This window comes from Levilactobacillus angrenensis (genome assembly GCF_003946085.1).
In the GTDB taxonomy this organism is placed as follows: Bacteria; Bacillota; Bacilli; order Lactobacillales; family Lactobacillaceae; genus Levilactobacillus; species Levilactobacillus angrenensis.
Genome location: NZ_RHOB01000009.1, coordinates 12,392 through 31,472, shown reverse-complemented (window position 1 = coordinate 31,472; position 19,081 = coordinate 12,392). Strand labels below are relative to the sequence as shown.

The 19,081-nt window shown below is 52.1% G+C and carries 19 protein-coding genes; 15 read left to right on the top strand and 4 right to left on the bottom strand.

Going from position 1 to position 19,081, the window contains the following annotated elements; translation table 11 throughout:
* Positions 1-12 precede the first annotated feature (12 nt).
* Both dtd and EKM83_RS06730 read left to right on the top strand, forming a co-directional pair.
* Positions 13-459 (top strand): D-aminoacyl-tRNA deacylase, encoded by a 447-nt coding sequence (gene dtd / locus EKM83_RS06735; RefSeq protein ID WP_125575870.1) that lies wholly within the window; start codon positions 13-15, stop codon positions 457-459.
* Positions 460-530: 71 nt separating this feature from the next.
* Entirely contained in the window at positions 531-1,175 is a 645-nt protein-coding gene (locus EKM83_RS06730) for an HAD-IA family hydrolase (protein ID WP_125575869.1), read from the top strand.
* 77 nt (positions 1,176-1,252) lie between these two features.
* Here the strand turns inward: EKM83_RS06730 and EKM83_RS06725 are convergent, their stop codons facing one another.
* On the bottom strand, positions 1,253-2,095 hold the full coding sequence (locus EKM83_RS06725) for a fructosamine kinase family protein (RefSeq protein ID WP_125575868.1): 843 nt from the start codon (positions 2,093-2,095) through the stop codon (positions 1,253-1,255).
* Between the two features lie 25 nt (positions 2,096-2,120).
* Positions 2,121-2,972: an N-acetylmuramoyl-L-alanine amidase gene (locus EKM83_RS06720; protein ID WP_125575867.1), complete on the bottom strand. Its 852-nt coding sequence runs from the start codon at positions 2,970-2,972 to the stop codon at positions 2,121-2,123.
* 537 nt (positions 2,973-3,509) lie between these two features.
* Here EKM83_RS06720 and hisS point away from each other — a divergent pair.
* The 8 genes from hisS to EKM83_RS06680 all read left to right on the top strand — a co-directional run bounded on the left by hisS (position 3,510) and on the right by EKM83_RS06680 (position 13,061).
* On the top strand, positions 3,510-4,805 hold the full coding sequence (gene hisS / locus EKM83_RS06715) for a histidine--tRNA ligase (RefSeq protein WP_125575866.1): 1,296 nt from the start codon (positions 3,510-3,512) through the stop codon (positions 4,803-4,805).
* A 12-nt stretch (positions 4,806-4,817) separates the two neighbouring features.
* Positions 4,818-6,617: an aspartate--tRNA ligase gene (aspS, locus tag EKM83_RS06710; protein WP_125575865.1), complete on the top strand. Its 1,800-nt coding sequence runs from the start codon at positions 4,818-4,820 to the stop codon at positions 6,615-6,617.
* Between the two features lie 465 nt (positions 6,618-7,082).
* Positions 7,083-7,610, top strand: coding sequence for a peptide-methionine (S)-S-oxide reductase MsrA (gene msrA, locus EKM83_RS06705; protein ID WP_125575864.1), 528 nt, complete (start codon positions 7,083-7,085; stop codon positions 7,608-7,610).
* Positions 7,611-7,776: 166 nt separating this feature from the next.
* A complete protein-coding gene (locus EKM83_RS06700) occupies positions 7,777-8,652 on the top strand; it encodes a YitT family protein (protein ID WP_125575863.1) in 876 nt (291 codons plus the stop codon).
* Positions 8,653-8,915: 263 nt separating this feature from the next.
* Positions 8,916-10,064, top strand: a complete 1,149-nt coding sequence (locus EKM83_RS06695; RefSeq protein WP_125575862.1) for a CDP-glycerol glycerophosphotransferase family protein — start codon at positions 8,916-8,918, stop codon at positions 10,062-10,064.
* A gap of 20 nt (positions 10,065-10,084) precedes the next feature.
* Positions 10,085-10,894, top strand: a complete 810-nt coding sequence (locus EKM83_RS06690; protein ID WP_125575861.1) for an ABC transporter permease — start codon at positions 10,085-10,087, stop codon at positions 10,892-10,894.
* Positions 10,895-10,914: 20 nt separating this feature from the next.
* The gene (locus EKM83_RS06685) at positions 10,915-12,135 is read left to right on the top strand and encodes a CDP-glycerol glycerophosphotransferase family protein (protein ID WP_125575860.1); all 1,221 of its coding nucleotides are present in this window, start codon (positions 10,915-10,917) and stop codon (positions 12,133-12,135) included.
* The gene (locus tag EKM83_RS06680; protein WP_125575859.1) at positions 12,132-13,061 is read left to right on the top strand and encodes a deoxyribonuclease IV; all 930 of its coding nucleotides are present in this window, start codon (positions 12,132-12,134) and stop codon (positions 13,059-13,061) included. Before EKM83_RS06685 ends, EKM83_RS06680 begins: the two co-directional genes overlap by 4 nt.
* 172 nt (positions 13,062-13,233) lie before the next feature.
* Here the strand turns inward: EKM83_RS06680 and EKM83_RS06675 are convergent, their stop codons facing one another.
* The gene (locus EKM83_RS06675) at positions 13,234-14,061 is read right to left on the bottom strand and encodes a pyruvate, water dikinase regulatory protein (RefSeq protein WP_125575858.1); all 828 of its coding nucleotides are present in this window, start codon (positions 14,059-14,061) and stop codon (positions 13,234-13,236) included.
* 180 nt (positions 14,062-14,241) lie between these two features.
* Here EKM83_RS06675 and rpsU point away from each other — a divergent pair, with 180 nt between their 5' ends.
* Positions 14,242-14,430, top strand: a complete 189-nt coding sequence (gene rpsU, locus EKM83_RS06670) for a 30S ribosomal protein S21 (RefSeq protein WP_125575857.1) — start codon at positions 14,242-14,244, stop codon at positions 14,428-14,430.
* Between the two features lie 757 nt (positions 14,431-15,187).
* Here rpsU and EKM83_RS06665 read toward each other — a convergent pair.
* Positions 15,188-16,204 (bottom strand): zinc-binding alcohol dehydrogenase family protein, encoded by a 1,017-nt coding sequence (locus EKM83_RS06665; RefSeq protein ID WP_164505620.1) that lies wholly within the window; start codon positions 16,202-16,204, stop codon positions 15,188-15,190.
* A 281-nt stretch (positions 16,205-16,485) separates the two neighbouring features.
* Between EKM83_RS06665 and EKM83_RS06660 the strand changes: the two genes are divergently transcribed.
* From EKM83_RS06660 to EKM83_RS06645, 4 genes are all read left to right on the top strand, one after another.
* Positions 16,486-16,932, top strand: a complete 447-nt coding sequence (locus EKM83_RS06660) for a GatB/YqeY domain-containing protein (RefSeq protein ID WP_125575855.1) — start codon at positions 16,486-16,488, stop codon at positions 16,930-16,932.
* Positions 16,933-17,221: 289 nt separating this feature from the next.
* Positions 17,222-18,208 (top strand): PhoH family protein, encoded by a 987-nt coding sequence (locus tag EKM83_RS06655; RefSeq protein WP_125575854.1) that lies wholly within the window; start codon positions 17,222-17,224, stop codon positions 18,206-18,208.
* Complete coding sequence (gene ybeY / locus EKM83_RS06650) at positions 18,208-18,696, top strand: rRNA maturation RNase YbeY (protein ID WP_125575853.1); 489 nt, start codon at positions 18,208-18,210, stop codon at positions 18,694-18,696. Before EKM83_RS06655 ends, ybeY begins: the two co-directional genes overlap by 1 nt.
* Positions 18,674-19,078 (top strand): diacylglycerol kinase family protein, encoded by a 405-nt coding sequence (locus EKM83_RS06645; protein ID WP_125575852.1) that lies wholly within the window; start codon positions 18,674-18,676, stop codon positions 19,076-19,078. The genes ybeY and EKM83_RS06645 overlap by 23 nt, the downstream gene beginning before the upstream one ends.
* Positions 19,079-19,081: the final 3 nt, after the last annotated feature.

Below are 19,081 nucleotides of genomic sequence, written 5' to 3'. Positions count from 1 at the left end.
ACGGGAATAACCATGCGAGTTTTGTTACAACGAGTTAGACAGTCAAGCGTGTTAGTCGATGGTGCCGTCAAGGGCGCAATTGCCCAAGGCTACCTGTTGCTGGTGGGCGCTGAAGACAGTGATACCAGCGAACAAGTCGACTACTTGGTTCACAAGATCACCAAGCTGCGCGTCTTTGAAGATGAGGCGGGCAAGATGAACAAGAGCATTGAAGACGTTGACGGCAGTATTTTATCCGTCTCACAATTCACGCTCTATGCCAACACGAAGAAGGGCAACCGGCCCAGCTTTGTGGCCGCCGGGGATCCGGCCCATGCCGAACAAATCTACAATGAGTTCAATGAAAAATTAGCGGCGACTGGGCGTCACGTGGAAACGGGTGTCTTTGGCGCTGACATGCGGGTCGCCTTGATCAATGACGGCCCCGTGACGATTTGGTTCGACACGGACGAAAAATAAGAATGTGACTGAACAAAGTGAAAACGACTAGCGCCGCTATGGACTAGTCGTTTTTTTAAGGAGGAAAAGCCATGCGTTATCAACAGCTCTTTTGGGATTTTGACGGGACTTTGGTCAATACTTACCCGGGGATGGTCACGGCCTTTGGCGAGGCACTGGAAGCTTGCGGGGTCAACAACTTTGAATTGGATGAAGAAGAAATTTACAAGGCCATGCGGCAACACAGTCTCGGCAGCGCCCTTCAGCGCTTCACGGCGGAGTATCGCTTGAACCGCGACCGGTTGGCTAAGGCCTATCAAAAACAAGCAGCCCCACGGCTGAAAGATGCCGCAGCCTTTCCAGGAGTCGCCGAGCTGTTAGCGGCCGTTGTGGCAGCGGGGGGCCGCAACTTTTTGTTGACGCACCGCGACCATCACGCCATGGATCGGTTGTCGCAACTGAATTTGGCGCAGTACTTTACGGGGGCGGTCACGGCCGACGATGACTTTCCTCGTAAGCCGGATCCGACCAGTTTGCAGGCCTTGATGCAACGATATGCGGTGGACCGGCAGACAGGATTGATGATTGGCGACCGCAATTTGGATGTCCAGGCTGGGCACCGCGCGGGGATGGCCAGCGCCTTGTTTGACCCCGAGCACCTCATCGTGGATGAAAGTCAACCGGAGATTCGTGTGATTCGATTCGCCGAGTTGCAGGAGTGGTTGTTTGCAAAATGAGTTTATCACATATAAAAAACCGTGTGACCAGCATCCCAGCGGGTGCCTATCACACGGCTTTACTGTCTCAAATTTAATTATCCGCGGCTCAGCACCTCATCAACCGCACCGCCGTAGGTTTCCCCGAACAAGTTCAGGTGGGCCAACAGGTAGTACAACTGGTAGTGAGCTAAACGGTCCGTATACCCCGGATCAAAGGGATAGGCGTCTTGGTACCCGCGGTAGAAGTCAGCCGTGAAGCCACCGAAGATGGTGGTCATGGCGATATCAAATTCGCGGTCGCCGTACAAGACATCGGGGTCGATCAGAGTCGGCGTGCCGTCCGCGGTGAACAGGTAGTTGCCGGACCACAAGTCACCGTGAAGCAGGGATGGCACGATTTTACGGCCTTGATTTTCGGTCACGATGTGTTGCCGGACCCGGTCATAGGCGGCTTGCCGGTTGACGTTCCATAGGTGATGTTCCTGGGCCCGCTTGACCAGGGGATCCAAGCGCTGGTTCAAGTAAAAGGTGGTCCAGTCGGCTTGCCAGTCGTTGTGCTTGGGTAGCTTGCCCACGAGATTATCTTGGTCGAAACCAAATTGGGGCGCCGTGATGCGGTGCACTCGGGCAACGGCCTGGCCCAATTCGTATTGACTCCCGTGACCCGTTTCCAGAAATTCCAAAACCAGGTAGGCATCCCCGTCAATGTTGCCGGTCGCCAGTACGTCGGGGACGTTCACGGCTTGGCCCAGTGCCTTGAGGCCAGCGACCTCGTGGCGATAAAAACTGGCCGGGGTGTGTGGCTGGACCAGCAAGAAGGCCGGGCCCTCGGCCGTGGTCAACCGGTAGGCTAGATTGATGTCACCACCGGATACCGGGGTAGCCGCGGTAACTTGAGGTAAAGGTAATTGTGCCAACCAGTCTGCTGAAAGTGTCATGCAAAGATCTTCTTTCTTTAAAAACTTAAGCTGCAGCGTTGAAATACTTGCTCAAACCAGCGACGACGCGGGTGGCCACCTGTTTTTGATAGGTGGTGCTGCGAATGTAACTGAAGTCCTTCTTGGTGTTGATGTAACCCATTTCTAGCAACAGGGCCGGGCGGTTATTGTCACGGATGACCTCGAAGTTGCCGTATTTGACGCCGCGGTTGTCCAGGCCGAGCCCGTCCATCTGGCCGTTAACGTCCTCGGCCAGTTCGTAGGAGGTGTCGCGGTGGTAATAGTAGGTCGTGGTCCCAGACCCTAAGTTGTCAGTCGGTGAGGAATCAAAGTGGAAGCTGATGAAGGCGCTGGCCTGATTGGTATTGGCCAGTGCCGGGCGGTCCGCTAGACTGACGGTCTTGTCGCTGTCGCGGGTCATGATCACGTGGGCCCCCCGCGCCCGCAGACGTTTAGCGACCTGCTGGGCTAGTGCCAGCGTGTAAGTCTTCTCGTCGTGCTTTTGGTCGATGGACAATGCCCCGGAATCACTGCCGCCGTGGCCCGGGTCCAACACGATGGTCGCTTCGGATAGGTTAGTCGCCCGTTTCAAATTGCCGGGGTGCTTGACCAACCAACTGGCGACCCAGCCAAAATGGTTTTGACTGTCGCGGACGTGATACCAATTATCTTTTTCGCCTAAAATGGTTAAACGACTATTCTTTTTGACCTTATGGGTGACGGTGTACGTCAAGCCGGGGCCGTTACGCAGATTCAAGTTGCTCACAGTGGCGGTGACGGCGTTGTGCTGGGTGAAGGCTATCAGTAGCCCGCCAGCGATTAAAAGGATGACCAGCCCCGTCACCAGGCCCGGCCAATTACGTGGTTTGAAATGCATAGATGTACTCCTTTAGTAAATTAGTTTTCATTATACCACGGGTAAATTAAGGTGGGCTAAATCTGGGGCATGGTCTTGGTGGAACGCCGGTTGTTCGCCAGCTGTGAGACTGGGATGTGGTGGGCAAATCACGCCAAAGCCCGGTCTCGACCAATCATTTTGAGCCGCGACCCGCATGTCAAAGACGCTAGTTTCCTAACCAGCACCGACTATCTTGAAAATCAGTCTTTTCACAACAATTACCTGGTAGTCAGCCTTGACTTTTCAGCCGATTTTCAGTATTCTTAGGAAGAATAAAATAGATTGCCAATGAGAGAGAATAGTAAGAGTCAACCCGTTTACAGAGAAGTCGCGTTGCTGAAAGCGACTAACGAGGTCACTTGGAAGACACTCTTGAGGCTAATGGCGCTCGTCGTCATTCGTTTGCAACGTTATCCTGCAGAGAATTTTAAAAAGGTGGTACCGTGCATACCTGCGCCCTTGTCAATTGACAGGGGCGTTTTTTATTTTCTACAGGAGTCGGAAGGGAGAATGCTCATGCGTTATCAACGACCAAAGGGAACGGCGGATATCTTACCAGGCGACTCACAAACTTGGCAGTTCGTCGAAGCCACCGCGCGCCAGTTGTTTGCTAATTATCGGTTCGAAGAGATTCGGACACCGATGTTTGAAAACTTTGAAGTCTTTTCACGGACTTCGGGGGATACTTCAGATATCGTGACCAAGGAAATGTATGACTTTAAGGATAAGGGGGATCGGCACTTATCCTTGCGGCCAGAAGGAACGGCCGGTGTTGTTCGGGCCTTTGTGGAAAATAAACTTTACGGACCAGAGACCCAAAAGCCGTACAAAGTTTACTACATGGGACCCATGTTCCGGTACGAACGGCCCCAATCAGGTCGGCAACGGCAATTCCATCAAATTGGGGTGGAAGCCTTCGGTAGTGACGCGCCCGAATTGGACGTGGAAGTCATTGCTTTGGGGATGAACCTCTTGAGTAAACTGGGCTTGACGCACTTGCGGTTGGCCTTGAACACCTTGGGAGATAAGGAAACCCGCGACAATTACCGCCAAGCCTTGATCGACTTTTTGGAACCTCACTTTGATGAACTCAGTGATGACTCCAAGGTGCGGTTGCACAAAAACCCACTGCGGGTCTTGGACAGTAAGGACAAGCACGACCAAGAAATCGTGGTCGATGCGCCGTCTATCCTGGACTTCTTGACGCCGGATGCCACGGCTCATTTTGACCGGGTCAAGGCCAGCTTAGACGCTTTGGGCATTGCCTATGACGTTGATGCCACCATGGTGCGGGGGTTGGATTACTACAACCACACCATCTTTGAAATCATGGCCGACTCACCAGCCTTAGGCGAAGGCTACACGACCGTCTTAGCCGGTGGCCGGTATAATGGCTTGGTTGAAGAACTGGGCGGCCCCGACATGCCTGGTGTGGGCTTTGGTCTGGGGGTCGAACGCTTAGTCTTACTGATGCAAGCGGAAAAGGTTGCCATTCCTAATGACCACCCGTTAGACGTTTACGTCGTGGGTATCGGTGACGACACGTCATTGGAAACGTTAAAACTGGTCCAAGCCATTCGGCAAGCCGGTTTAACGGCCGACCGGGATTACCTGAGTCGTAAGCCAAAGGCCCAATTCAAGACGGCTAACCGCCTGAACGCGGCGTATACCTTGACCATTGGTGACCAAGAGTTGGCGAACCAAACGGCCAACTTGAAGTCCATGGCGACGGGTGAAGAAGTCAGCGTGCCATTAGCGGACATTTATCAAGATTTTCAAAACGTCGTGGCAACTCAGTTCACGGCAAAATAAGAGGAGAAAGACATGGAAAAGAATTTAAAACGAACCACGTATGCTGGTTTAGTTGACGATCAATACCTCGACCAAACCGTTGTCTTAAAGGGTTGGGTACAAAAACGTCGGGACCTCGGTAGTCTGATTTTCATCGACTTACGGGACCGCGAAGGTATTGTTCAACTGGTCTTCAGCGAAGAATACGGCAAGGATGCGTTGGCCGTCGCTGACCAACTGCGGAGCGAATACGTCATTGAAGTGCAAGGACAAGTTGTTGCGCGGGCACCTAAGGAAGTTAACCCGGACATGCGCACCGGGAAGGTCGAAGTTCGCGTGAGTGGCATCAACCTGTTGAACAAGGCCAAGGAATTGCCATTTGAAATCAAGGACAACGTCAACGCTTCTGACGACCTGCGTTTACAATACCGCTACTTAGACTTACGGCGGCCAGAAATGCAAAAGGCTCTGATGCTGCGTAACCGGATCGTCCAATCCGTGCACAGCTACTTCGACAAGAACGGTTTTATCGACATCGAAACGCCTGATTTGACCAAGTCCACGCCTGAAGGGGCCCGGGATTACCTGGTTCCTTCACGGATCTACCCCGGCCATTTCTACGCCTTGCCACAATCTCCGCAATTGTTTAAGCAATTATTGATGGGTTCTGGCTTTGACCGGTACTACCAAATCGCTCGTTGTTTCCGAGACGAAGACTTACGGGGTGACCGTCAACCTGAATTTACCCAGATTGACTTGGAAACGTCCTTCTTGACGGCCGAAGAGATCCAAGACCTGACGGAAGGCCTGATTGCCAAGGTCATGAAGGATACGTTGAATGTTGACGTTAAGTTGCCATTCGAACGGATGGACTGGGACGACTCCATGGCCCGCTTTGGGACCGACCAACCAGATGTCCGCTTCGGCATGGAATTGAAGGACTTGTCAGCCATCATGGCCAACACCGACTTCAAGGTCTTCTCTGGCGCCGTTGCGAACGGCGGTCAAGTCAAGGCCATCGCCGTTCCTGGCGGGGCTGACTTGTACAGCCGGAAGGACATCGACAAGTACGGCCAATACATCGAACGCTTCGGTGCCAAGGGCTTGGCTTGGATGAAGGTCACGGATGATGGCTTTAGCGGCCCAATCGCCAAGTTCTTCAAGGAAGGCGACTGGTTCGATCAAATCACGGCCGCAACCGGCGCCAAGAGCGGCGACCTGTTGTTGTTTGCTGCTGATTCTAAGCGCGTTGTTGCCCAAACGTTGGGTTACCTGCGGGTTGCCATTGCCAAGGAACAAGACATGATCGACGAAAACAAGTGGGCGTTCTTATGGATCGTCAACTGGCCATTGTTCGATTACGATGTTGACTTGAAGCGTTGGGTTCCAGCGCACCACCCATTCACGATGCCAGCCGAAGGGGATGCCCATTACTTGAACGACGGCGAAGACCCACACAAGGCCTACGCTCAAAGTTACGACATCATCTTGAACGGTCTCGAATTAGGTGGGGGGTCCATCCGGATTCACACCCGCGAATTACAAATGAAGATGCTAAAGGCCTTAGGCTTCACGCCTGAACGGGCCGAAAAGCAATTTGGCTTCCTGCTGAAAGCCTTGGATTACGGGTTCCCGCCTCATGGTGGTCTGGCCATTGGGTTGGATCGGTTTGCCCGCTTGTTAGCTAAGCGCGACAACATCCGTGACGTCATCGCCTTCCCGAAGAACTCGAAGGCAACGGAACCAATGACCGAAGCGCCAAGTACCGTGGCCGACAAGCAATTGTTAGACCTGGACTTGTTGATTGCCAAGCAAGACGAGCCTGAAGACTAGCGTTATTGGTGAAACCAATTGCCCGTGCTATTAGCACCGGCGTGATGGGTTTGATCAGAGGCGTTGAGTGAATTCGACTTTAAATGAAGGACGACTGTTACCCTCTAAGTGGGGCGACAGTCGTCCTTTTTTGGATACCTTTGAATCAATTATTGAAGGCTGAACGTAGCAGTGACGCGGTAATTCCCAGAACGACAGGGTTCTGTCCACGAAACTTAGTGAAACCAGGAGCCTGCGTCAGCCAGGGTTCCACCAGTTCAAACTACGAAGCTGTAAACGACTAATTTTCACGCCATCAGTTGCCGGTTGGCACACGTTTCGGCTATGAGGCCAGAGACGCGGGCCACCGGCTCAAAGCGAGCCACATGGTTGTAAACAACTAAATTTCCGGATCTTCTAGCAAACTAGTTGACCGCGCCGGCAAAAAGTCGTGTAATAGAAATATTAGAAATTGGAGTGATTATGATGAGTGAAACAGAAACGGCAACATTTGCTGGCGGCTGCTTTTGGTGCATGGTCCAGCCATTTGAGACATTTCCCGGTATCAAGAAGGTGCTCTCCGGATATACGGGCGGTACGGTGGCCAATCCCACCTATGAACAGGTCAAGAGCCAAACGACCGGGCATACGGAAGCCGTGAAGATTTGGTTCGATCCGCAGGTGGTCAGTTACCAACAATTGGTCGAGTTGTATTGGCAACAGACCGACCCAACGGATGCCGGTGGCCAGTTCCAAGACCGGGGCAGTAACTACCGGCCCGTCATTTTTGTGAACAGCGAAGCCCAGGACAAAATCGCGCGGGCTTCCCGTCAAGCGCTGCAGGACCGGGAACAGTTCACTAAGCCCATCGTGACGCAAATTCAAGTGGCCCAGCCCTTTTACCCGGCCGAAGAACGCCATCAACAATTTTATCAAAAGAATCCAGCCCGCATGGCTCAACAAGAAGCGGGGGGCCGTGAAGCCTTTATTCAGCAACATTGGACGCAGAAGTAGTGTTGCCTGAAGATGGTTTTGTAACTGAACTGTCAATTTGCCACAGAAAGATTAGAAACCGCTAAAACCTAGCGTTTGCCGTGGCCGAAACGGCAATTAAATGCTATACTAAGCCGAGCATAGAGTGAAGTATGACAAACGAATAAGCGAGGTCGGTATTTAAATCATGGATGATGTGCAGCAGTTGTTAAAACGGCATACCTATACGGCAAAGTTCTCCGTAGCCTTTTTCTACGGGGTACTGGTGTCGATTGCGGTGAACTTTTTCTGGACACCGGGACATATTTATTCTTCCGGGGTCACGGGGTTAGCGCAGTTGGTCAACAGTTTGACGGCCGGTCTCGGCGCATTTCATATCACGACGGCGCTCGGGCTGTTCTTGATCAACATTCCCATGTTCTTTCTGGCTTGGAAACAAATTGGTAAGTCCTTTACGGTATTTACGTTTATCTGTGTACTGTTCGCCTCGGTCATGATTCGGGTGATTCAACCCGTCCATTTGACCAGTGACCCGATTATCTGTGCGATTTTCGGGGGTGCGGTCAACGGTTTTGGGACGGGGTTTGCCTTGAAAAATGGCATCTCGACCGGTGGACTGGATATTATTGGCATCGTGTTGCGGCGCAAGACCGGCCGGAGCATGGGGACCATCAACATTGCCTTCAACAGTCTGATCGTTATCAGTGCCGGGTTTGTGTATGGCTGGCCTTACGCGCTGTATTCCGCGTTGGGGCTGTTCGTTAACGCCAAGGTGATTGACATGACGTTTACCCGTCAACAACGGATGCAGGTCATGGTCATCACGGATCGACCGAAAACGGTGATCGACAGTATTCAAAATCACATGCGCCGCGGTATCACCATCGTCCACGGGGCAGAAGGGGCGTATCGCCACGACGAGAAGACCATCTTGTTTACGGTGATTACCCGATATGAAATGGATGCACTGGAAACGGCGATGGAAGAGGCCGACCCGAAGGCTTTCGTGAGCATTTCGGATACGGTCAAGGTCCTGGGCCACTTCTACGAGCCAAAATGGTAATAGGTTGCGACACAGGCAAGAGGTCGGGCGCGGGTCCGGCCTTTTTTGTCGGCTGATGGGCTGGGGAAGCCCCTCACTGATACCAACGAAATCACCAGCTAATTTGTGACCGGTTAGCCAGTGAACTTAACAAATTCTTAGAACTTAGCGTTAGTTTGGGGCCAAACTGTTAAAGGTTGCTAAAAACTGCTAGGTTCCACCGGCAGATGTGGTATAATTCTCGGTGTTATGGACAGCGAAATTTAGTGATATTGGTGATTAACATGAAAGAGATTTATTTGTGGTTAGTACGGCTGATGTCGCTACTGTGGGCGGGGCGCCGCCAAAAGGACGTGATTTACCTCTTGAGTTTTGCGGATAATTTACCTTTTATCCGGGCACTGGCGGCTAAAATACCCGCTAGTCACCGGTTAGTGGTTTTTTATCGGCCAAAGTGTCAAGCTGCGGCGGACCAACTCGCTGCGGCAGGAATTGCTGTGCGGCCATTTCAGGATAATCTATCCTTCGTATTGACGGGGATTCCTCAGATTATGCGGGCCCGGATATTATTTTGCGATAACTACTATGCTTTCTTGGGGGGGCTTCACCATCCCCGGCGCATGCAAATTGTCCAGTTGTGGCATGCGGCAGGCGCCATTAAGCGCTTTGGCTGGGATGACCCCACCACGGCTCAACGCTCAGCGAGTGATCAGCGCCGGTTTCAAGCCGTTTATGATCATTTTGATGAGTACGTCGTTGGTGCCCCGGCCATGGGTCAGGTCTTTGCGACCAGTTATCGGGTACCGTTGACCCGCATGCAGGTGTTGGGTTATCCACGTTCAGACTGCTTACAAGATGCGAGTTGGGTGACAGCGACTCGCCAGCGGGTATGGCAACAAGTGCCAGCCTTAAAGGGGCACCGCGTGATCTTGTATGCGCCAACGTATCGTGACGGCGTGACCTTTACGCCGCCAGCGGGATTGGCAGCGGCCTTGTGTGCGGATCCTACGGCGCGAGTGGTCGTCAAACTCCACCCGGCCTTGGCGACCAAAGCCGACGCGCTCCAGCGACAGTTAGGGCCGCAGGGGGTGTTGGCGCCAGACTTGAGTACGACCGATCTTTTGACGGTGACTGATACTTTGGTCACGGATTATTCGTCGGTGGCCTTTGACTACAGTCTGTTGCCCAATGCGCACAGCTTATTGTTTTACCTCTTTGATTTACCAACCTACCGGCAAGACCCCGGCGTGCAAGCCGACTTGTTGGACTGGTTACCCGGTCCGGTTATTGCGACCAACGACCAACTGGCTGCGGCCATCAAGACCGATGCCGCAACCGAGCTTACCCAATTCAATCAACATTGGAATCGCGCCAATGACGGCCACGCGACTGAACGCGTGGTTGCCCGTTACCTTGCGCAATTATCCGATTAAAATTAAAGGAGTGCAGTGCCTTGAAAGAGGTCATGACCTTATTTAAAGAACAGTTCTCAAGCGTCGGTATCATTTTCCGGATCTCGCGCTATGAGGACCAAGCAAGTTATCAGAGTCACTACTTAGGTTTAGCTTGGGAGTACTTATATCCCTTGATTCAAATCGCCATCTACTGGTTAGTCTTCGGTGTTGGGTTAAAGCACGGCCAACCGTTAAACGGCGTGGGCTACCTGCCATGGATGGTTATTGGGATTACGCCGTGGTTCTTCATGAACCGGGCCACGTTGGATGCCTCGAAGAGTATCTACCAACGGGTCAACATGGTGGCTAAGATGAAATTCCCGGTATCCGCCTTACCAACGATTAAAATTGTCAGTAATCTGAGTTCCTTTTGGACGATGATGGTCTTCTCGATTTTTATCGGCTTACTCAACGGCGTTTACCCGAAGGTGTCTTGGTTCCAGTGGATCTATTACTTCTTCGCCATGATTTGCCTGCTAGTGGCCTTAGGAATCTTGAACTCCTGCATTAGCTTGTTAGTGCGGGACTACCACATCCTGTTACAATCCGTGATGCGGATGTTATTCTACGTGTCTGGTGTGCTGTTTAACTTCGTCACGACGTCGTTCCCGGCACCATTCGTTCACTTATTGGAATTAAACCCGTACTATTACATCGTTAATGGATTCCGGGAATCCTTTATCGGGTCCGGCTGGTTCTGGCAACACCCGTTACTCACTTTAGAGTTCTGGTTATTCGTGATTTTCGTGCTGTTGATTGGGTCACACTTACACTACAAGTTCCGGTCACGGTTCGTCGATTTAATTTAATTTGAAAGGAGCACGCTAAAATGACGCGATCACACAGTCTCATCCAGTCATTGAAGCTCGTTGCTCGCTATGGGCTCATCGTGTTGAACGATGGGCTTATTTGTTTACCCATTAAGCGGCGACAAGTCATCTTTGAAAGTTTCAACGGTAAGGACGTCAATGACAACCCGGCGGCCATTTACCGCGAATTGATCAAGACTAATCCGGCCTATGCCCAAACGGCGTATTTCAGCGTTAAGCCGCGTGAATACGCCAATCTTAAGGCCAAGTACCCCGAGATTCGGTTAGTCAAACGCTTCACACCACGCTGGGTCTATCTGATGGCCCGCGCAGAATTTTGGGTCCTTAATTCTCGGCTCCCCAATTGGTGGCGGTCGAATCGGCGGACGACGACGATTCAGACCTGGCACGGAACGCCCCTGAAAAAATTGGGCGCTGATATCGCGCACGTGGCCATCCCGGGGACCAGTACGGCGGACTATCACCAGCAGTTTAAGACGGCTGCCAGTCGGTGGGATTATTTGATTGCGCCGAACCGGTATTCTCAAGAAATCTTCAAATCGGCCTTTGGCTTTAACCATCAGTTCTTATCGATCGGCTACCCCAGAAATGACGTGCTCTATACCACGTCTGCGGCTGATCAGCAGGCGCTGCGACAGCGTTTGTTAGGGCAGGTGACGGGGCCGGTCGTGACCTATGCGCCAACCTGGCGTGACGACATGGCCGTGCGCCCGGGCGTCTATCGGTTCGACTTACCCTTTGACTTGGCAACGTTTTTTGCTCACGTACCGGCCGGAACGCAGCTGATCATTCGGCCGCACTATCTGGTCAAAGACGCCATCGACATTCACGGATTCGAGGACCGGGTGACCGTCTTGGCCGAAACGGACATCGCGCAACTCTATTTGATTTCCGACCTGTTGATTACGGATTATTCGTCGGTCATGTTTGATTTTGCCAATCTGAAACGCCCAGAACTGTTCTTGGCCTACGACCTGGAACATTACCGCGACCAGCTCCGGGGCTTTTACTTCGATTATGAACGCGAAATTCCCGGGCCACTGGTCACCACGGCGGCCGCCTTTTATCAGCAACTCGACCAGTGGCGCCAGACCGGGGACTTCCCCGGCTATCAACAGCGTCAGGCAGCCTTTTATCATAAATTTTGTGACTGGGAAGATGGGACGGCCAGCCAGCGGGTCGTTCAAGTGATTTTATCAGGAAAGGGTGCGTCAAAATGACAGAATTTTTAATTGGGTCTCACGTCAGCATGAAGGGCAAAGACATGCTCCTGGGGTCGGCGAAAGAAGCCGCTAGCTACGATGAAAATGTGTTTATGGTCTACACGGGCGCGCCGCAAAATACGCGGCGTAAACCCATTGATGAGTTGAATATTGCTGCGGGGAAGGCCTACATGGCAGACCATGACCAACGGGCCGTCGTGGTCCACGCGCCGTACGTGGTCAATTTGGGCAACACGACCAAGCCACAGAATTACGCGTTTGCGGTCGAATTCTTGACGGCCGAGGTGCAGCGAGCCGCTGCGCTGGGGGCAACGCAAATCGTCTTACATCCGGGCGCTCACGTGGGGGCTGGACCAGAGGCCGCCATTGCCCAGATTGCTCAGGGCTTGGATGAAATTCTAGCCGCCGCGGATGAACCGGTCCAAATCGCGTTGGAGACCATGGCGGGTAAGGGAACCGAAGTTGGCCGTAACTTTGAGGAGTTGGCAGCAATCATGGCAGCCACGGCCCATAACGACCGGCTGTCCGTGTGCTTTGACACGTGTCATACCAGTGATGCGGGTTATGCGATCGCCACGGATTTTGACGGCGTCTTGGCTGAATTCGACCACGTAATTGGCCTGGACAAGCTCAAGGTCATTCACCTAAATGATTCTAAAAATCCGCAGGGCAGTCACAAGGACCGACACACCAATATTGGCTATGGCACACTGGGCTTTGACGTCTTGAATAAGGTGGCCCACCATCCCCAACTAGCAACGGTGCCCAAAATCATGGAAACGCCGTTGATTGGGCCCGACCGCAAGCACGGCGTTAACCCCCACGGTTATGAAGTGGCCATGCTCAAACACCAACAGTTCAATCCAGAGTTGGAGGCGGATGCGCTGGCGGGCAAGTCGTTTACGGAGTTTTTGACGCGTTAATTCGTTGAATGCTTGTGCCAGCTAAGGATTTGCAGTCGATATTGCCGACACGACTTCTGGCAAGTCGATACGTTAGGCGGTCAGTGTAGACTATAGGAATTGTTACGCACGAAAAAGGTGATTTTCCAGCAGCCACTGGCTGTCAGAAAATCACCTTTTTACTAGTTCACTATTAGTCGGCAAGGGGATGCGGAATCAAATCATAGTCCACACTCTCCATAATTAGCGTCGCGGTCTCTTCAATCGACTTGTTAGACACGTCGATGACCAGGCAGCCAATCTTTTTGTAGAGCTTTTGTGCGTAGTCCAATTCCTCGGTAATCTTTTTCGTATCGGAGTAAGCACTGTCGGCGGGCAAGCCGTAAGAGATCATCCGTTCTTGACGAATCTTGCGGAGAATGTCGGGCTTGTTGGTCAGGCCAAAGATACGCTTAGGGTCGACTTGCCAGAGCTCATCGGGCAGTTGCGTCTTGGGCGACAATGGTAAATTGGCGACGCGTAGATTACGATTAGCTAAGAATAGGGACAACGGGGTCTTAGACGTCCGTGAGACGCCCAAAATGACGATGTCCGCCTTTAACAGGCCGGCAGGGTCTTTGCCATCATCATAGGTCACCGCGAACTCCATAGCGGCGATGCGGTCGAAATAAGTGTCGTTTAAGTTGTGGACCAAACCGGGCACACCTTCAGGTTCCAAACCGGTTGCCTGATGCATGACGGCCATGGCGGGTTGAATACAATCAAAATGATGTAATAAATTTTTATCCGCAAATTCACGGACGCGTTGACTTAATTTGGGGCTCACTAACGTGTGGAAAATCATGGCCCGTTGCTTCTTGGCCAGGTTCAAAATACCATCTAAAATCGAGTCGGTTTGGATAAAGGGAAAGCGCTGATAACTGGCCTGAATCGCGGGATACTGGGAAACTGCCGTCTGCGCAACGGTGAGGGCGGTTTCACCAGATGAATCGGAAATTACGAAAATTGTAACTTGCTGCATGGGCGAGCAACTCCTCTAATGTTTTCCTCTAGTGTACCCCGAGAGATAAAACGGTTCAAATTTATTTGCTTGTGTTATTGACGCCGTTTGGGTGATTATGTATAATAGTTAAGAACCGTTACGCCGGTGGAGAGATTCCAACCGACGTTATTACTTGTGCTCGGAGGGAGGGAATTTTATATGGCAAAGACAGTCGTTCGCAAAAACGAGTCTTTTGACGACGCTCTTCGGCGCTTCAAACGTACGGTTTCCCGTAGCGGTACTTTACAAGAATACCGTAAGCGTGAATTTTACGAAAAACCAAGTGTGAAGAAAAAGTTAAAATCAGAAGCTGCGCGTAAGCGTAAAGCCAAGAAGAAGCGTTACTAAACCTCTTTTTGCATTTAACTCAAAGACCTCAGGACATTATTTGTTCTGGGGTTTTTGTTTACCAGAAAAAAACTGGGTCGGCTGCCCAGTTTTTTGGCTGAATTAAACTGATGGTTCGTTAGTTAACTAAAGGTTGAAAGCTGAATTAATGTCTTGGTTCCCGGAGCGACAGCGTTTTGCCCACCAGAACTAGCAAAACCAGGGCCTGCGTCAGCCAGGGTTCCGCCTGCTATGGGGAACACCTCCAGCCTGAGGAGCGGTCTTCCGGTTCGCTTGAAAGCCTTGCCGAAACCGCAAGTCTCCAAAGTCGTCCCACGCTGTAGGCTGAGACAAAACCTCAGCCAACACCGTCGACACAGCTGGCTCCACCCTGGCTGCCTCCGGCGAGGTTGGCGATTATCAGCAACACTGTGTTAGAGACTAGTCGCTAGATCAGCCGCTATCTGGGGCTAAGCCGCTTGTTACTGGTACGCACTTTTGTAGCCGAGAGTCCGCCAACTATGGATTCAGCCGTGGGAGTTGCCTTAGCGGCGCGGTTCATGCCGTTTAGGCAACTGGCGTCTTTGAGACGTGGGCCATCGGCTCAAAGCGAGGCCGAGACCGCTTTTCTGGCTCGGTCCGGTCCACCCACCGCGTTCCAACCCATAGTTGGCGGACGGTAGGCGGCCAGTCCTTACTAGGATGCTATAAACAACTAATTTTTACGTCATCAGTCGTGTGGTGACAGTGCTTCTAGCTGGTATTTATCTTTCAACCTTCAGTCAGTTAAGACGACCTTACCGATCATCCGGTTGGACTCGACTAATTCATGAGCGGCACGCAGATTGGCGGCGTTGATAGGCGTGAAGGTCTTGGTTAGCATCGTGACAAGCTTGCCAGCGTCGACCAGTTGGGAGATCCGCGTCAAGATGTCGTGTTGGGTGATCATGTCGGGGGTGCCGAAGAGCGACTTGGTGAACATCCATTCCCAGGCGAAGGTCGCCCGCTTTTGTTTCAAGGCCCGCAGATCAATCGGGGTGTCACTGCCAGTAATGGAAACGATGGCCCCGCTCGGGCGGATCAATGAGACGATTTCCGGCCAGTGTTGATTGAGATTGCTTAATTCCAGGATGTAGTCCACGGTCGGATAGCCCAATGCTTGGACCTGGGGCACCAAGTCTTGGCGGTGATTGACCACCATGTCGGCACCATGCGCTTGCGTCCAGGCGACCGTTTCAGGACGAGAAGCCGTGGCGATAACGGTCAGTCCGGCCAAGTGCGCCAACTGTGTTGCCATGGACCCGACGCCACCGGCACCATTGATGATCAAGATGGACTTGCCGGCGTTAGCTTTCGGGGTGTCGATGCTCAGGTGCAGCTGTTCAAATAACGCTTCCCAGGCAGTCAACGACGTGAGGGGCATGGCGGCGGCCTGGGCCGGCTTTAGCGATTGCGGTGCTGGGCCGACGATTCGCTCATCGACCAGGTGATATTCACTGTCCGTTCCCGGCCGTTTGAAGGATCCGGCGTACCACACCCGGTCGCCTGGATGAAACAGACTCACGGCATCGCCCACTGCATCCACGATGCCATAGGCGTCAAAGCCGATCACTTTAGGTCGGGGTAATTTTTCCCGCGTCCCGCGCCGGACGGCCGTATCGACCGGATTCACCGAGGTAGCCACGACCTTGACCAAGATATCGTGGCCAGTCGGGGTGGGTTTAGGCGCAAAAAATGTAAACAGACTGTGTTCGTCCGTAATCGGTAAGTTTTGGGTAAAACCAATTGCCCGCATATCTGTCATAGTAACCTTCCTTTCTGTATTAGGGATAGGCTACCGCAATTTGTGGGGGAAAACAATTGAGAAGCCTCTACCGGCTAAATCGGTGACGGCTACTTTTGACTGAATTGGCACCAGCACTACTCTTCACGGTAGTCGGTGGCCTATTCAAACCAGCTTTTAATGAACGAACGTGCGTCTCATTACCAGTGGTCATTTTTTCGCCCAGAATACCTGACGCTAGCGACAATCAGGTGTACACTAAATAGTAACCATAATTTTTAGGAGGAAATGACATGAGTTTAGAAACCCAACTCAACACTGATTTAAAGACGGCCATGAAGGCCCACGACAAGCTTTCCCTGAACGTGATTCGGATGATGAAGGCGGCTTTGACGAACGAAAAGGTCAAGCAAGGCCATGATTTAACGGCTGATGAAGAGCTGACGGTCGTTTCCCGTGAATTGAAGCAACGTAAGGAATCCATGGCGGAATTTGCCAAGGGCAACCGTGATGACTTGGTGGCAGGTGTTAAGGCTGAAATCGCCATCGTGGAAAAGTATGCGCCTAAGCAATTGAGTGAAGATGAAATTGCTAAAATCGTCGCTGACAGCATCGCTAAGGTGTCCGCTAGTGGCATGGGTGACTTCGGTAAGGTCATGGGTGTGGTCATGCCCCAAGTGAAGGGCAAAGCCGATGGCGCTATCGTCAATCAGACGGTCAAGGCCCAATTAAACAAGTAACCGTCTGTTGTCGCAGGCTTCGGCCATTTAAAAATGAGTACACCAGAAAAGTTTGGACAAAACTGCCCAAGCTTTTTTTACACCGCAATTTTAGCGGGTTCACGCACGAGATATTATCGGGAAAAACTTAGGCAATTCTCATCCGCCAGACTTTTCACGCTGAATCCTTTTACAATCCCCGGTGGTATGCTAAAATTTGAGTATTAGAGGTCTGTGCGGCATCGGCGGTCGAACCGCCACCGTGCAGCCCGCGTGACCTAAAAATTTAAACATAAAGGAGCCACCGTATTTGACTGAGAACGCAACGATTGAAAAAGAATATATCTTGGAACGCCCTGAGGACGAAGTTGGTCTGTTGGGGACGCAGGATCAGTTTGTCACCATCCTGGAAGAGGGTCAAAACGTTGTGATCAAGCCCTTTGGCAATTCAATCAAAGTCTCCGGTGCGGCTGAAGCCGTGAACCAAACGCTGGCTATCTTACGCAACATGAGTGACCTGTTGGCCAAAGGCATCAAGTTAAATAGCGCTGACGTCATCAGTGCGATGAAGATGGCCAACCGCGGCACGCTCACGTACTTCGAGGATTTCTACACCGAAAAATTAATCAACGACGCCAAGGGTCGTCCGGTGCGGGTCAAGAACTTTGGGCAACGCCAATATATTGATTCCATCAAGCACAACGATATCACCTTTGGGATTGGCCCAGCCGGGACGGGGAAAACCTACCTGGCTGTGGTTATGGCCGTGGCCGCTTTGAAGCATGGGGATGTGGAAAAATTGATCATCACCCGGCCGGCCGTGGAAGCTGGGGAAAGTTTAGGCTTCTTACCCGGGGACTTAAAGGAAAAGGTCGACCCGTATTTGCGCCCAATCTATGACGCCTTATACGCCATTTTAGGGGCAGAACATACGACCCGGTTAATGGACCGTGGTGTGATTGAAATTGCGCCGTTGGCCTACATGCGGGGGCGGACGCTGGAATCGGCCTTCGTCATTTTGGATGAAGCACAAAACACGACCAACATGCAGATGAAGATGTTCTTGACGCGGCTGGGCTTTGGCTCAAAGATGATCGTCAATGGGGACATCTCACAAATTGACCTGCCGAACAACGCCAAATCAGGGCTGATTCAGGCCCAACACATCTTGCAAAACGTGTCGCACATCAACTTTGTCACGTTCAGTTCAGAGGATGTGGTCCGGCACCCAGTCGTCGCCCGGATCATTAACGCCTATGAAGCCAACGATACTAAACCAAATGGAGCTAAGAAATAATGGACTTAGAGATTTACGATAAAACCAAAGATGGCGTTCCTGCCAAGCACGTTGACATGATCAAGGACGTCTTGGAATACGCCGGCAAATACCTGAAGCTAGCCGAAAATACGGAAATGTCTGTGACGTTGATGAACAACGAAGACATTCACCGGATCAATAAGCAGTACCGCGGGGTTGATCGGGCTACCGACGTCATCAGTTTTGCGATTGAAGACGGCGAAGATGCCGACGACGATTTTCCACTGGTCATGGACGAAGAAATGGCCGCTGAGATTCCTGAAAACATCGGGGACATTTTCGTCTCTATGGATAAGGTTGAAGAACAAGCCGAATACCTGGGCCACTCCTACGAACGGGAGCTGGGCTTCCTTGTGGTCCACGGTTTCTTGCACTTAAACGGCTACGACCACATGGAGCCAGCAGACGAAAAGGTCATGTTCAAGCTCCAGGCCGACATTTTAGATGCCTATGGCCTCAAGCGGTAAGCAACCACAGCAAACCAGCAAGAATCGCGCCTTTAGCCAATCGCTCGGCCACGCGTGGGATGGTCTGCGAGCGCTCTTTCACTATGAGCGCAATTTTCGCAAGCACTTGGCGGTGGGCAGTCTGGCGGTCATTGCCGGGCTGATTCTCCGGTTGACGCTCAACGAATGGCTGTGGCTGGTCTTGGCCATTTTCCTGGTCTTGATCGCCGAGACTTTGAATACCATCGTGGAGGCCGTCGTCGATTTGGTCGTGGGGCAACATTACCATGACCTGGCGAAGCGGGCCAAGGATGTCGCCGCTGGTGGCGTCTTGATGGCCGCGATTTTTGCCGTCATCGTGGGCGCGTTAGTGATGTTACCGGCGTTCATGCGCTGGTTCTAGGAG

Coding starts and splice junctions, on each gene's coding strand:
- EKM83_RS06725 (WP_125575868.1), bottom strand. CDS start 2,095: ATGACACTTTCAGCAGACTGGTTGGCACAATTACCTTTACCTCAAGTT.
- msrA (WP_125575864.1), top strand. CDS start 7,083: ATGAGTGAAACAGAAACGGCAACATTTGCTGGCGGCTGCTTTTGGTGC.
- EKM83_RS06685 (WP_125575860.1), top strand. CDS start 10,915: ATGACGCGATCACACAGTCTCATCCAGTCATTGAAGCTCGTTGCTCGC.
- dtd (WP_125575870.1), top strand. CDS start 13: ATGCGAGTTTTGTTACAACGAGTTAGACAGTCAAGCGTGTTAGTCGAT.
- EKM83_RS06695 (WP_125575862.1), top strand. CDS start 8,916: ATGAAAGAGATTTATTTGTGGTTAGTACGGCTGATGTCGCTACTGTGG.
- EKM83_RS06665 (WP_164505620.1), bottom strand. CDS start 16,204: ATGCGGGCAATTGGTTTTACCCAAAACTTACCGATTACGGACGAACAC.
- aspS (WP_125575865.1), top strand. CDS start 4,818: ATGGAAAAGAATTTAAAACGAACCACGTATGCTGGTTTAGTTGACGAT.
- rpsU (WP_125575857.1), top strand. CDS start 14,242: ATGGCAAAGACAGTCGTTCGCAAAAACGAGTCTTTTGACGACGCTCTT.
- EKM83_RS06675 (WP_125575858.1), bottom strand. CDS start 14,061: ATGCAGCAAGTTACAATTTTCGTAATTTCCGATTCATCTGGTGAAACC.
- EKM83_RS06660 (WP_125575855.1), top strand. CDS start 16,486: ATGAGTTTAGAAACCCAACTCAACACTGATTTAAAGACGGCCATGAAG.
- EKM83_RS06720 (WP_125575867.1), bottom strand. CDS start 2,972: ATGCATTTCAAACCACGTAATTGGCCGGGCCTGGTGACGGGGCTGGTC.
- EKM83_RS06730 (WP_125575869.1), top strand. CDS start 531: ATGCGTTATCAACAGCTCTTTTGGGATTTTGACGGGACTTTGGTCAAT.
- EKM83_RS06680 (WP_125575859.1), top strand. CDS start 12,132: ATGACAGAATTTTTAATTGGGTCTCACGTCAGCATGAAGGGCAAAGAC.
- EKM83_RS06645 (WP_125575852.1), top strand. CDS start 18,674: ATGCCTATGGCCTCAAGCGGTAAGCAACCACAGCAAACCAGCAAGAAT.
- EKM83_RS06700 (WP_125575863.1), top strand. CDS start 7,777: ATGGATGATGTGCAGCAGTTGTTAAAACGGCATACCTATACGGCAAAG.
- ybeY (WP_125575853.1), top strand. CDS start 18,208: ATGGACTTAGAGATTTACGATAAAACCAAAGATGGCGTTCCTGCCAAG.
- hisS (WP_125575866.1), top strand. CDS start 3,510: ATGCGTTATCAACGACCAAAGGGAACGGCGGATATCTTACCAGGCGAC.